Below are 12,729 nucleotides of genomic sequence, written 5' to 3' on the forward strand. Positions count from 1 at the left end.
GGCGGCAGTAGCGTGAGGAAAAGAGCGAGATGACACAGATCGCACCGCAACCGGGCATTATGGAGATTGACCTTTACCAAGGGGGTGCGGCGCATGTCGCGGGCCTTGATAACGTGGTCAAACTCAGCTCGAACGAAAACCCGCTGGGGCCAAGCCCTGCCGCCGTCGAAGCCTATCGCCGCGCGGCCTATGACCTGCATCGCTACCCGTCTTCCGATCATAGCGCGCTGCGCACCGCCATCGCCGAGGTACTGGGCCTTGATGCGGGGCGGATCATCTGCGGCGCGGGCTCGGATGAAATCATCGCCTTCCTTTGCCAAGCCTATGCCGGACCGGGGACCGAAGTGGTGCACACCGAACACGGCTTTGCCATGTACCGCATCTCTGCCCTCGCCGCGGGCGCCACGCCCGTGGAGGTGCCCGAGCGTGAGCGGGTGACCGATGTAGATGCCATCCTCGCCGCCTGTACCGATGCGACGCGGTTGGTGTTCATCGCCAACCCCAACAACCCCACCGGCACGATGATCGGTCTGGCCGAGATCGAACGGCTGGCCGAAGGGCTGCCGCCGCAGGCGCTCTTGGTGCTCGATGGCGCTTATGCCGAATATGTCGAGGGCTATGACGGCGGGGCCGCACTGGTGGACCGCCGCGACAACGTGGTGATGACGCGCACCTTTTCCAAGCTCTACGGGCTGGGCGGTCTGCGCATCGGCTGGGGCTATGGACCCGCCCATGTGATCGACGTGCTGAACCGCGTGCGGGGGCCTTTCAACCTCTCGCAGGCCGCACTTGCCGCCGCCGAGGCCGCGATCCGCGACCGCGCCTATACCGATCATTGCCGGGCCGAGAATGCCCGTTGGCGGACATGGCTCGCCGATGCGCTGGCCGAGATCGGCGTGCCCTCGGATGTATCGCTTGCCAATTTTGTGCTGGCCCGTTTCGCCAATCAGGCCGAGGCCGAGGCCTGTGACGACTACCTCAAGTCCCAAGGTCTGATCGTGCGCCGGGTGGCTGGTTACAACTTGCCCAACTGCTTGCGCATCACCGTAGGCGACGAAAGCGCCTGCCGCCGCGTGGTCCATGCGGTGCGGCAATTTAAGGGAGGCAGCTGATGGCGCAGGTCTATGACAGGGTCGCTCTGATCGGGCTGGGGCTGATCGCCTCGTCGCTTTTCTGGGCGATGAAACGCGGCGGGCTGGCGGGCGAAGTCTCAGGCTATGCCCGTAGCGACGAGACCCGCGCCACGGCGCGCGAGATCGGCCTCTGCGACCGGGTCTGCGACAGCGCCGCCGAAGCCGTTAGGGGCGCCGATCTGGTGGTGCTCTGCGTACCGGTCGGCGTCATGGGGGCCGTCGCCGCCGAAATCGCGCCGCATCTGGCCCCCGGTGCCACGGTGACGGATGTGGGCTCGGTCAAGGCCGACGTGATCGCGCAGGTGGGGCCGCATCTGCCCGAAGGCGCGCATTTCATCCCCGCGCACCCGCTGGCAGGAACCGAGCATTCCGGCCCGCGCAGCGGCTTTGCCGAGCTTTTCGACAACCGTTGGTGTCTGCTGGTCCCTGTCGAGGGGACAGACAAGGACGCCATCGCGCGGCTGCGTGCGCTTTGGGAAGGGGCGGGTGCCAATGTAGAAGAGATGGACGCCGAGCATCACGATCTGGTGCTTGCGGTCACCTCTCATGCGCCGCACCTCATCGCCTATACGATGGTGGGCGTGGCCGACGACCTGCGCCGGGTGACCGACAGCGAAGTCATCAAATATTCCGCCGCCGGTTTTCGGGACTTCACCCGCATCGCAGCGAGCGATCCAACCATGTGGCGCGATGTGTTCCTGACCAACAAGGACGCCACGCTGGAGATCCTTGGCCGCTTCACCGAAGAACTTTTTGCCCTGCAACGCGCGATCCGCACTGGCGACGGCGATCACCTCCACGCTTATTTCACCCGCACCCGCGCAATAAGGCGCGGCATTATCGAGGCGGGGCAGGACACCGACGCGCCCGACTTTGGCCGGGGGGCACGCAAGTCATGAAGGGCTGGGCTGTCCTGCCGCTGATCGTGCTGGGGCAAGTCGCCCTCGCTGCGGGGCCGGACAGTTCGCCACGCCCGGTCCCGCGGGACAATGGGGATACCTTGCCGCTGATCGTCGTGCCCTCGGGCGCGATTGAACAGCCCAAGCGTGACCCCGCCGGCCGTGCTGCCGCTGAAGGGGGGCGGGGGATGGAAACCTCGCTTCGCCCCGCGCTGCGTAGCCGCAAGATCGAGAAAGCCGCCCGCGCACGTCGGCAGATGTTGGCCAAGGGCGCGGTCTGCGGAGACTTGGCAATACAGGGCACGCCGGTGGGCCGGGTGCCCGGCAAGATCAACGGTTGCGGGGTCGAGAACGCGGTCAAAGTGCGCTCCGTCTCAGGCATCAAGCTCAGCAATGCCGCGGTGATGGATTGCACCACGGCCAAGGCGCTGGACACATGGGTGCGCCAGTCGGCGGTGCCCGCTTTGGCGGGGCAGGGCGGCGGGCTGAAAGAGCTAAGGGTCGCGGCGCATTACGCTTGCCGGACGCGGAACAACCGCAAAGGCGGCAAGATATCCGAGCACGGTAAGGGCCGCGCGATTGATATCTCCGGGTTTGAACTGGCGGACGGCAGCTTGATCACCGTGTTAAAAGGCTGGCGCGCCCGCCGCAGCAGCAAGGCGATGCGGCGGATGCACCGGGGTGCTTGCGGGCCGTTCGGCACGGTGCTTGGGCCAGAAGCGGACCGCTATCACCAAGACCATTTCCATTTCGACACGGCGCGGTATCGCAGCGGCAGCTACTGCCGCTAAGGGCCGCTTAGGGCTGGATCAATCGCGGTGCCGGGCCAAGCGGAAGGCCCGCAAGGACCATCTGCCCATCGGCAAAGACCAGATCAAGATCCAGACCGCCCGGCGTGCTGCCCCGCGCCTCCAACAGCCGCAGCATGGTATTCACCTGCCCGCGCATGGAGGGCGGCAGGAAACCCCCACGTTCGCCCGCATCAAGCAGTTTGGACCAATTGGTGACCCGTAGGCTTAGCACCCCGTCGGGAATGCCCTCGGCATCAAAGGTCAGCGCGCCTTCGGCGCCCAGAGCCACGTCGCCCCATGCGGCATCGACATTCTCAACCGTCAGCGCGTCGATCTGCGGCAGGGTGCCCGCCACCGCGCTGTGACGATCCAGCGGACGGGCAAAGGTCACGGCCATCCGCGCAGACAGGATCGGCTGCCCGCCGGGCTGCACCGCGCCGTCCCCCAGAACCTTGCGCAGCAGCGGGCCGGGGGTAATTCCGCCGGGCAACAAGGCAATGTCATAGTCCCGCGCCGCGCCCGAAGACTGCGTGACCCGCATCCGGGGCTCTTCGGCTTCCAGCAACAGCCCGTCGGGGCCATTGACCTCAAGATGCGTGCTGCGGAACTCAATCGCTTCGAGTTGAAGCGTGGTCCCGGGGTGCAGCGCCAGATCGGCACGCAGGTCACGTATATTCAGCGTCAAAGGCAGCGCGCCCGCAGGCAGCGCGGCGCTTGCGACCGAGGCGCGCGCAGAAAGGTCGCCGGGCCACCAGACCGGGGCGGAAAGATCAAGCTGCGGGGCCTCAAATGCCAAGCTGCGGGCGGGGGCCGCCACGGCAAGCCCGCTCAGCCGGTTTTGCAAGGCGAGGGGGAATCCCGATTTGCTGATGTCCTTGAGCGTCACCTCCCACCCCGCCGCGCGGCGGGTGTCGAGCAGGCCGGTCAGGGTGCTTTGCATCTGCGTCGTCGCAGTGGCCCACCACGCGCCCCAAAGTACGGCGAGCACAATCAGCAGCCAAACCAGTTTCCGCATTTCGATAGCCCTTCAAATCGTGCTTCAGATGCGGTTTACCGAAGGCCAGCAGAAAGGACCAGCAGGATGACAATGTGGGTATTTGGCTATGGCAGCCTTTTGTGGAACCCGGGTTTTGAGGTGGCGGAAAGCGTGATCGCCACGCTGCCGGGCTATGCGCGGTCGTTCTGCATGCGCTCGATCCACCACCGCGGCACGGTGGAGCAGCCGGGGTTGGTGCTGGCGCTCGACGAATCTGTCCGGTCGGCCTGCGAAGGCATGGCGATGCGCGTGGCTCCGGGGCAGGAGGCGCAGACGCTGGACTATCTGCGCGAACGTGAGCTGATCTCCTCGGCCTATGTCGAGAAAAACCTCACCGTGCATCTGACCGATGGCCGCGACGTGGAGGCGGTGACCTATGTGATCGACGCGGCGCATGACCAATATTGCGGCGGCTTGCCACTGGAAGAACAGGCCCAGATCATTGCACGCGCCGTAGGCGGCCGCGGGCCAAATACCGAGTATTTAATCAACACTGCCGTGCATCTTTCCGAAGTGGGCTTGCATGACCCCGCGTTGGAGTGGTTGCATGATCGCGTTAAGGCTTTAGCCTCATAAAAACTTGGCAACTCCGCGCCGTTTCAGTGTAAGCTGCACCAAGAGCAGAATAGAGGGTCAGGAAAGGCCGCATGGCACAGCCAGACCGCAAGGCAAAACCGCAGTTTTCACAACCGGTGCGTCAGATTTCTCTGATGCTGATCGTATTGGCATTGACCGGCGTGGGCGCTTTTTTGGCCCTGCCCAGTGTGCTGCCGATCTTTGCCGCGAACCCATGGCTTAACGGGGTCATCATCTTTGTTTTCGTCGTCGGCGTGCTGGCCTGTTTCTATCAGGTGACGCAGCTGATCGGCTCGGTCCGCTGGATCGAGGATTTCGCCGCCGACAACGCCGAACCCGACGCGCAACCGCCACAGCTGCTGGCGCCTTTGGCGTCGCTGTTGCGCCAACGCGGTGCGCGGATGCAGGTCAGCACGGCCTCAACCCGTTCGATCCTTGATTCCGTTGCATCACGTATTGACGAAGTACGCGAGATCACGCGCTACATCGTCAACATGCTGATTTTCCTCGGTCTTCTCGGCACCTTCTACGGGCTTGCTACGACCGTGCCCGCTGTGGTCGACACGATCCGCTCGCTCGCCCCCGGCGAGGGGGAGGCAGGGGTTGATGTCTTTGGTCGCCTGATGACCGGGCTTGAGGCGCAGTTAGGCGGCATGGGCGTGGCCTTTGGCTCATCGCTTTTGGGGCTTGCGGGTTCTCTCGTCGTCGGGCTGTTGGAGCTTTTTGCGGGCCACGGTCAGAACCGTTTCTACCAAGAGCTCGAAGATTGGTTGAGCTCCATCACGCGGGTCGGGCTGACCTCGGGCGACGATGTGGGCGACCAAAATATCATGGCCAGCGTGATGGACCAGATGGTCGAACAGATGGCCGAGATGCAGCAGATGTTCACCCAGTCCGACGTCAGCCGCGCCATGGTGGACGACAAGCTGGGCAAGCTTGCCGATGCCGTTGACCGGATGACCACGCGGATGGAGCATGACACGACGACGAACAGCGCGCTTGATCGGGTGGCCGACGGGCAAGACCGGTTGATTGCCGTGCTCGAAGGGCAAGTGGCGGGCGAGGGGATCGACGCGGAAAGCCGGATGCGGCTGCGCTCAATCGACGTGCAGATGCTGCGCATTCTCGAAGAGATTTCTGCCGGGCGGCAAGAGACGATGGCCGAATTCCGCAAGGATATCTCACTGCTGGCCAAGGCGCTTTCCGGGCAGCGCGCGCCTGAGGCCCGTCGCCTGCGGGCCGGCGATGTCCCCGGTGGCGGGGACCAGTAATGGCACTTTCCCGGCGGACAGGCGCACGGTTTCAGGGCTCGATCTGGCCGGGGTTCGTCGATGCAATGACCGGGCTTTTGCTGGTTCTGATGTTCGTGCTGACGATCTTTATGGTCGTGCAATTCGTCCTGACCGAACGCATCAGCGGCCAAGAGAGCGAGTTGAACGAATTGGCCGGAGAGGTCGCGGCCCTTGCCCAAGCGCTTGGCGTCGAGGAACGCACCACCGCGCGGCTGGAGGCCCGGCTTGGCGCGCTGAATGCCTCACTGAACGATGCCCGCGATGAGGTGTCGCGCCAAGAAGCGGTGATCGCCGGGCTGACCTCTGAACGCGACGCCCAAGAGGCCGCGTTGCAGGCCGCCGAGGCCGAGATCACCGGGTTCGAGGCGCGGGTGGCGGCCCTTCTGGCTTCGCAGGCCGAAGATCAGGCGCGCATCGGAAGCTTGGAAGACCGCGAAGCCGCGCTGCTGGATGAGCAAGAGGCGCTGAACCTCGCGCTGAGCACCGCGCGGGAAGAGATCGACGCGCAGGCGGAAACGGCCCGGCTGGCCGCGGCAAAGCGCGAGGCGTTGGATGCGCTGGTGGCCGATCTGCGTGCCCAAAACGCTGAATCCGAGGCGGAGGTCGCAGCACTCAACGCCGAGGTGGCAGAGGCCGAAGAGGCGCTCAGCGCCGAGGAAGCCGCCCGTCTGGCCGAAGCCGCAGCGGCGCAGGCATTGCGCGACCGGCTTGAGGATGCGGATGCGGAATTGACAGCCATGACCCTCTCGCTTGAGGCGCAGCGCAAGAAGGCCGAAGACACCTTGACCTTGCTGGCCGCCGCGCGCGCGGCGCGAAGCGATCTGGACAGTGAACTCGCCGCAGCTCTGCTGAGGTTGGAGACGGCTGAACAAAGCGGAGCAGGTCTGGAGGCCGAGCGTGCCGCGCTGGCCGAAGAGTTGGACGCGGCAGAGGGCACCGAAGAGGACCTGCGCGCACAACTGTCGCAGGCGGAGGTGACCGAGCAGGCGTTGAATGCCCGCTTGGCCGAGGCGCTGGCCCGCGTGCAGAGCCTTGAACAAGAGGGCGAAGCGCTGAGCGGCTCGCAGTCGGATCTGCGCGAACGTCTGGCGCAGGCGCTGGCGGCAAAGCTTGCCGCTGAAACGCTGGCCGAGGACAAGACCACCGCCGCCGAGCGCCGCGCCGCTCTACTGGCGCAGGCCGAAGCGACCTTGGCCGACGAGAAGGCGGTCAGCGCCGAGGCCCAGCGTCAGACCGAATTGCTGAACCAGCAGGTCGCGGAGCTGCGCGCGCAACTGGGCAACCTACAGGCGCTGCTCGACGATGCCGTGGCGCGGGATGCGGCGAGATCGGTTGAGTTGCAATCGCTCGGGTCCGAGTTGAACACAGCGCTGGCACGGGTGGCGGCAGAGGAACGGCGTCGCGCCGAGCTCGAAGCGGCAGAGCGCAAGCGGCTGGAGGAGGAGAGCAAGAACCTCGCCCAGTACCGCTCGGAATTCTTTGGCCGGTTGCGTGACCTTCTGGGCAATCAGGAGGGCGTGCGGATCGAAGGCGACCGGTTTGTCTTCTCTTCCGAGGTGCTTTTCGGGCCGGGCAGTGCGGTGCTGAGCCAAGACGGGCAAGGCGAGATTGCCAAGGTGGCGGGCATTCTGCGCAGCGTGGTAGACGAGATCCCGGCAGAGATCGACTGGGTGATCCGTGTCGATGGCCATACCGATAATGTGCCGCTTTCCGGCTTTGGGGCGTTCGCGGACAATTGGGAACTGAGCCAAGCGCGGGCGCTGTCGGTGGTCAAATATATGGTCAACTTCCTTGGCATCGCGCCGGATCGTTTGGCGGCCAATGGCTTTGGCCAGTACCAGCCCGTGGCCGAGGGCAATACCGAAGCCGCGCGGGCGCAGAACCGGCGGATCGAGCTTAAATTTACCGAAAAGTGAGCGGGGGAAAGCCGGTCTATTGCAGCGTCAACGCGCCGGTCTTTTCGTCAATCACCCGGCCATCGCGCAGCAGGGTAACCGTGCCGCGATAGCGCCCGGCGGGCCATGTTCCGGCGGCGGCGCGTTTGCCGATGGCACGAAACGACTGCGCCTGCGGTTTCTCTAGCACCACATCCCTTTCGATCACGGTGCCGCTTGGCCCCGCAAGGCTGAGGCGCAGCACGTCGTTCTTTTGGGTGCCATAGCTGTAACCGTAGATGACCAAGGCAGGCGCATCCTTGGGGAGGGTGTCGTGATTGGCATCGCCCGCCTTGATTTCATCATAGCTGGGAATGCGGTTCGCAAAGCCGAGCGCGATCAGCCCGCCGGGGCGGTAGGGCGGGGTGTCTTGCCAGAGAGACACAGCTGGTTCCTCGCAGCCGTTGCCTTCGGGGGCGAATGGATCAACCGGGTTGCCATTGTGGCGCAGCGAAAGGTGAAGATGCGGGAAGGCGGCCTTGCCGGACTGGCCGACCAGCCCGAGAGCGTCGCCGACAGCGACCTCTTGCCCGTCCGTCACGCGCAGTGAGCCGCGTTTCAGGTGGCAGTACTGTGTTTCCCACCCGCGGCCAAGGTCGATGACCACGCCGTTGCCGCATTCGCGCCCTTGGACTTCCGAGAGTGGCGCGCCATCGGCCATGCCGTCTCGCAGCCCTTTGACCACGCCAGCCGCCGCTGCGCGAACGGTGACACCTGCCGCCATCGCTGCGCGGTCGGGTAGGGCGAAATCGGTGCCCTTGTGTTCGTCATAGGTCAGCCTCGAACAGCGGTAATCGTGCGCCGCGGCACTTGGGTCTTGGTCCATATATTGTTGGATGTGGCAATCCTGCCCGAGGGTGCAATCCAGCGGGAAGGCCAGTTGCACATCCTCCGCCAGCGCAGGGCTGGCGGAGGAGAGGATCAGGGCCAGCGCGGCCCGTGTGATCATTCCGCGGTGAGCAGCGGGGGCCGATCACCTGACAGGCGCTTGCTTTCGGTGCCCAAGACCTTGAGCGTCAGCGCGTCGTCCTTGACGCCAACCTTGACCACACCGCCTTTGGCCAGTTTGCCAAAGAGCAGTTCCTCGGCCAGCGGCTTTTTGATGTGCTCTTGGATCACGCGGCCTAAGGGGCGGGCGCCCATCTTGTCGTCGTAGCCCTTGTCGGCAAGCCATTCGGCGGCCTTCTTGCTGAGTTCGATGGTCACGTTGCGGTCCATCAGTTGCGCTTCGAGTTGCAGCACGAACTTTTCGACCACCCGCAGGATCACCGATTTCGGCAGCGGTGCGAAGCTGATGACAGCGTCGAGACGGTTGCGGAACTCCGGCGTGAAGGTCCGCTCAATCGCGGCGGTGTCTTCACCGGTGCGACGTTCGCGGCCAAAGCCCACGGCCTCTTTCGCCTGCTCGGAAGCACCAGCGTTGGAGGTCATGATCAGTACCACATTGCGGAAATCCACTGTGCGGCCGTTGTGATCGGTCAGCTTGCCGTGGTCCATCACCTGCAACAGGATGTTGTAGACATCCGGATGCGCCTTCTCCATCTCGTCGAGCAGCAGCACGCAGTGCGGATGCTGGTCCACGCCATCGGTCAGCATGCCACCCTGATCAAAACCGACATAGCCCGGAGGGGCACCGATCAGACGAGAGACGGCGTGTTTCTCCATATACTCCGACATGTCGAAGCGTAGCAGTTCCACGCCCAGCGTGTCGGCCAGTTGCTTGGCCACCTCGGTTTTACCCACACCGGTTGGTCCGGCGAAGAGGTAGTTGCCGATGGGTTTGTCCGGCTCGCGCAGGCCCGCGCGGGACAGTTTGATGGCCGAAGACAGCGCCACGATGGCATCGTCCTGCCCAAAGACCACCCGCTTGAGCGAGCTTTCCAGATCCTTCAGCACCACCACGTCGTCCTTGGAGACGTTTTTCGGCGGGATGCGGGCGATCTTGGCCACCACGGCTTCGACCTCCTTGGTGCCGATGGTCTTGCGGCGCTTGGAGGCGGCCACGAGATGCTGTGCGGCACCCGCTTCGTCGATCACGTCGATCGCTGAGTCAGGCAGCTTGCGGTCGTTGATATAGCGGTGCGCCAGTTCGACAGAGGTCTTGATCGCGTCGGAGGTGTATTTGACGCTGTGATGCTCCTCGAAATAGGGTTTCAGACCCTTGAGGATCTTGGTGGCGTCTTCGACCGAAGGCTCGCTTACGTCGATCTTCTGGAACCGGCGCGACAGCGCGCGGTCTTTCTCAAAGTGCTGGCGGAACTCCTTATAGGTGGTGGAGCCCATGGTACGCAGCTTGCCGCCCTGAAGCGCGGGCTTCAGCAGGTTGGAGGCATCCATCGCGCCGCCTGAAGTGGCACCGGCACCGATCACGGTGTGGATTTCGTCGATGAAAAGCACCGCGTCTTTATGTTCTTCCAGCTCGGTCACGACAGCTTTGAGCCGTTCCTCGAAATCGCCGCGGTAGCGGGTGCCAGCCAGCAACGCGCCCATGTCGAGCGAGTAGATCGTGGTGTTGGCCAATACCTCGGGCGTTTCGCCGGCGACGATCTTGCGTGCCAGCCCCTCGGCGATGGCGGTTTTGCCCACGCCCGGATCACCCACCAGCAGCGGGTTGTTCTTGCGGCGGCGGCAGAGCACTTGAATGCAGCGCTCAACCTCACCCTCGCGGCCGATCAGCGGGTCGATATCGCCCTCGCGGGATTTGGCGTTGAGGTCCACGCAGTATTTCGCCAGCGCGGATTCCTTCTTGTCGCCATCGGTGACGCCTTGGGCCTCTTCTTCGGCTTCTGGTGCGCCTGTGACGGGGCGGGATTCACCATATGCCGGGTCTTTGGCGACGCCGTGGGCGATGAAGTTCACCGCGTCATAGCGGGTCATATCCTGTTCTTGCAGGAAGTAGGCGGCGTTGCTTTCACGTTCGGCGAAGATGGCGACCAGCACGTTGGCGCCTGTCACTTCGGTCCGGCCCGAGGATTGCACGTGGATCGCGGCGCGCTGGATCACGCGCTGGAAGGCCGCCGTGGGCACCGCTTCGGAACCGTCAATGTCGGTGATCAGGTTGCTCAGATCATCGTCGACGAATTCGACCAGTGTTTCGCGCAGGTCAGAGACATCAACGGAACAGGCTTTCATGACCTGCACGGCGTCGGGTTCGTCGAGCAAGGCCAGCAGCAGATGTTCGAGCGTTGCAAATTCGTGGCGGCGGGCGTTTGCCAGCGCGAGGGCCGCGTGGATTGCCTGCTCAAGTGTAGTCGAGAATGAAGGCACGGGCGTGCTCCTTTTCGATCGGGGTCGGTGAGGTGCTGAGATATCTCAGGCCCCGGTCCGACCATGGCCTCATAGTATTAGAGTTTGGTTGATCATCGCCCATCTTCAAGAAGATTCTGGTCCGAATCGGTCACATTTGCCGTGAGCGAGGACTTTGGGCCATGATTGCAGGCACTCAGAACTGGTCTTTGCGCCTGCGGATTTCGGTGAACACTTCTGTGTCGGTGGCGTCTGGCATCCCCAATGTCGCGCGAATGGCGGGATCGCCCGGGCGCAGGAAGGGATTGGTTTCTAGTTCCAGTGAAAGCGGCGAGGGGACGGTCGGCTGCCCCTTGGCGCGGGCGCTGTCGATGTCCTTGGCCCTTGATATAAGCGCCGGGTTCTGCGGATCAACGGTCAGGGCGAATTTTGCGTTGGCGGCGGTGTATTCGTGGCCCGAGCAGATCGTCGTATCGCCGGGTAGGGCGGCCAGCTTTTGTAGACTGTCCCACATCTGCGCGGGCGTGCCTTCGAACAGGCGGCCACAGCCAAGCGCCATGAGGCTGTCGGCGGTAAAGGCCGCTTTGGCATCCGGCACGTGAAAGGCGATATGGCCGACGGTGTGGCCTGAAACATCCAGCACCTCGGCCTTTAGTGCGCCAAGTTCAACGGTGTCGCCCTCTGCCACGTCGCGGTCTAGCGGGGGCAGGCGGTGAGCATCGGCCTTGGCCCCGATCACCTCGGCGGGGAAGCGGGTCAGCAGTTCGGCCAGCCCTTGGACATGGTCGGGGTGGTGGTGAGTCAACCAGACTTGGCTCAACGTCCAGCCGCGGCGGTCAAGCTCTGCCATGATCGGGGCGGCTTCGGGTACGTCGATCAGCGCCACAGCGCCGCTGTCATGGTCGCGCAGCAGGAAAGCGTAGTTGTCCGACAGACAGGGAATCGTGACCAGATCAAAGGCCATGGCGTCTTACCTCGCTGTGTTGTTATGGTCGGGTCAGAGTGACACTCACCAAGGCGGGCTGCAATGCATCTTGATGTACAGGATCTGCGCAATTTCTATTATCGCAGCGCGTTGGGGCGTGCCGCGCAGAAATCCTTGCGCGGGCGGTTGTTGGAGCTTTGGCCAGAGGCGAAGGGGCAAACCGTCGTCGGCTTTGGCTTTGCAGCCCCCCTGCTGCGGCCCTATCTGGCTGACGCCCGGCGCGTGATGGTGCTGATGCCCGGCCCGCAGGGCGTGATGCCTTGGCCCGCGGGCATGCCCAATACTTCGGTCCTGACCGAAGAGACGCTTTGGCCGGTAGAGACGGGGGCGGTGGACAAACTGGTGTTGATGCATGGGCTTGAGACGTCGGAACGGCCAAGTGAATTGTTGGATGAATGCTGGCGCGTACTGGGGCCGGGGGGCAAGGCGCTGTTCATCGTGCCGAACCGGGCGGGCATGTGGGCGCGGCGGGATCGAACGCCATTCGGCTATGGGCGGCCCTATTCGCCGGGGCAGTTGGAAACGCAGCTCCGCAAACATCAGTTTCTTCCCGAAAGGCATCTTGGCGCACTGTTCCAGTTCCCTTCACAGCAGCGAATCTGGATGAAATCAGCGCCTTTGTTTGAGAAAATCGGTCGCCAAATGCCAACGATGATGGGCGGCGGTGCGATCTTGGTGGAGGCCACGAAACTGGTCTATCCACCACGAGGCCGTCCGCAGCGCAGCACCGCAAGGCGCGCCATCGGGGTGCTGGAGGGCATGACTGAGCCGCAGGCTAAACCGGTCTAAGCCCCCCCAGAGCAATGTAGACTTAGGGCCTAAAGTGAGCGGCGGAGG

The 12,729-nt window shown here is 63.9% G+C and carries 11 protein-coding genes; 7 read left to right on the top strand and 4 right to left on the bottom strand.

The window, feature by feature from the left end; genetic code table 11:
- Positions 1-29: 29 nt before the first annotated feature.
- The 3 genes from hisC to T8A63_RS03275 are packed head-to-tail and all read left to right on the top strand — an operon-like array spanning position 30 to position 2,823.
- Positions 30-1,112: a histidinol-phosphate transaminase gene (gene hisC, locus T8A63_RS03265; RefSeq protein WP_322344966.1), complete on the top strand. Its 1,083-nt coding sequence runs from the start codon at positions 30-32 to the stop codon at positions 1,110-1,112.
- Positions 1,112-2,032: a prephenate/arogenate dehydrogenase family protein gene (locus T8A63_RS03270; protein WP_322344967.1), complete on the top strand. Its 921-nt coding sequence runs from the start codon at positions 1,112-1,114 to the stop codon at positions 2,030-2,032. The genes hisC and T8A63_RS03270 overlap by 1 nt, the downstream gene beginning before the upstream one ends.
- Entirely contained in the window at positions 2,029-2,823 is a 795-nt protein-coding gene (locus T8A63_RS03275; protein WP_322344968.1) for an extensin family protein, read from the top strand. The genes T8A63_RS03270 and T8A63_RS03275 overlap by 4 nt, the downstream gene beginning before the upstream one ends.
- Before the next feature lie 7 nt (positions 2,824-2,830).
- Here T8A63_RS03275 and T8A63_RS03280 read toward each other — a convergent pair whose 3' ends face one another.
- Positions 2,831-3,838: a DUF2125 domain-containing protein gene (locus tag T8A63_RS03280; protein ID WP_322344969.1), complete on the bottom strand. Its 1,008-nt coding sequence runs from the start codon at positions 3,836-3,838 to the stop codon at positions 2,831-2,833.
- Positions 3,839-3,904: 66 nt separating this feature from the next.
- On the opposite strand from T8A63_RS03280, the gene T8A63_RS03285 reads away from it, so the two are divergent.
- The 3 genes from T8A63_RS03285 to T8A63_RS03295 all read left to right on the top strand — a co-directional run bounded on the left by T8A63_RS03285 (position 3,905) and on the right by T8A63_RS03295 (position 7,643).
- Positions 3,905-4,435 carry a gamma-glutamylcyclotransferase gene (locus T8A63_RS03285; RefSeq protein ID WP_067629545.1) on the top strand — a complete coding sequence of 177 codons (531 nt, stop codon included), beginning with the start codon at positions 3,905-3,907 and terminating at the stop codon, positions 4,433-4,435.
- Between the two features lie 71 nt (positions 4,436-4,506).
- Positions 4,507-5,706 (top strand): biopolymer transporter ExbB, encoded by a 1,200-nt coding sequence (locus T8A63_RS03290; protein WP_067941511.1) that lies wholly within the window; start codon positions 4,507-4,509, stop codon positions 5,704-5,706.
- On the top strand, positions 5,706-7,643 hold the full coding sequence (locus T8A63_RS03295; protein ID WP_322344970.1) for a peptidoglycan -binding protein: 1,938 nt from the start codon (positions 5,706-5,708) through the stop codon (positions 7,641-7,643). The genes T8A63_RS03290 and T8A63_RS03295 overlap by 1 nt, the downstream gene beginning before the upstream one ends.
- A 16-nt stretch (positions 7,644-7,659) precedes the next feature.
- On the opposite strand, the gene T8A63_RS03300 is transcribed toward T8A63_RS03295, so the two are convergent.
- The 3 genes from T8A63_RS03300 to gloB form a co-directional block, all read right to left on the bottom strand.
- Positions 7,660-8,610 carry a M23 family metallopeptidase gene (locus T8A63_RS03300; protein ID WP_322344971.1) on the bottom strand — a complete coding sequence of 317 codons (951 nt, stop codon included), beginning with the start codon at positions 8,608-8,610 and terminating at the stop codon, positions 7,660-7,662.
- Positions 8,607-10,928, bottom strand: a complete 2,322-nt coding sequence (gene clpA / locus T8A63_RS03305; protein WP_067629557.1) for an ATP-dependent Clp protease ATP-binding subunit ClpA — start codon at positions 10,926-10,928, stop codon at positions 8,607-8,609. The genes T8A63_RS03300 and clpA overlap by 4 nt, the downstream gene beginning before the upstream one ends.
- A 175-nt stretch (positions 10,929-11,103) precedes the next feature.
- Positions 11,104-11,871: a hydroxyacylglutathione hydrolase gene (gloB, locus tag T8A63_RS03310; RefSeq protein WP_322344972.1), complete on the bottom strand. Its 768-nt coding sequence runs from the start codon at positions 11,869-11,871 to the stop codon at positions 11,104-11,106.
- Positions 11,872-11,934: 63 nt separating this feature from the next.
- On the opposite strand from gloB, the gene T8A63_RS03315 reads away from it, so the two are divergent.
- Positions 11,935-12,681, top strand: coding sequence for a methyltransferase domain-containing protein (locus T8A63_RS03315; protein WP_300054933.1), 747 nt, complete (start codon positions 11,935-11,937; stop codon positions 12,679-12,681).
- Positions 12,682-12,729 lie beyond the last annotated feature (48 nt).

This window comes from Sulfitobacter sp. OXR-159, from assembly GCF_034377145.1.
Classification (GTDB): Bacteria; Pseudomonadota; Alphaproteobacteria; order Rhodobacterales; family Rhodobacteraceae; genus Sulfitobacter.

Coding starts and splice junctions, on each gene's coding strand:
- T8A63_RS03300 (WP_322344971.1), bottom strand. CDS start 8,610: ATGATCACACGGGCCGCGCTGGCCCTGATCCTCTCCTCCGCCAGCCCT.
- T8A63_RS03285 (WP_067629545.1), top strand. CDS start 3,905: ATGACAATGTGGGTATTTGGCTATGGCAGCCTTTTGTGGAACCCGGGT.
- T8A63_RS03275 (WP_322344968.1), top strand. CDS start 2,029: ATGAAGGGCTGGGCTGTCCTGCCGCTGATCGTGCTGGGGCAAGTCGCC.
- T8A63_RS03295 (WP_322344970.1), top strand. CDS start 5,706: ATGGCACTTTCCCGGCGGACAGGCGCACGGTTTCAGGGCTCGATCTGG.
- T8A63_RS03280 (WP_322344969.1), bottom strand. CDS start 3,838: ATGCGGAAACTGGTTTGGCTGCTGATTGTGCTCGCCGTACTTTGGGGC.
- gloB (WP_322344972.1), bottom strand. CDS start 11,871: ATGGCCTTTGATCTGGTCACGATTCCCTGTCTGTCGGACAACTACGCT.
- T8A63_RS03270 (WP_322344967.1), top strand. CDS start 1,112: ATGGCGCAGGTCTATGACAGGGTCGCTCTGATCGGGCTGGGGCTGATC.
- hisC (WP_322344966.1), top strand. CDS start 30: ATGACACAGATCGCACCGCAACCGGGCATTATGGAGATTGACCTTTAC.
- T8A63_RS03290 (WP_067941511.1), top strand. CDS start 4,507: ATGGCACAGCCAGACCGCAAGGCAAAACCGCAGTTTTCACAACCGGTG.
- T8A63_RS03315 (WP_300054933.1), top strand. CDS start 11,935: ATGCATCTTGATGTACAGGATCTGCGCAATTTCTATTATCGCAGCGCG.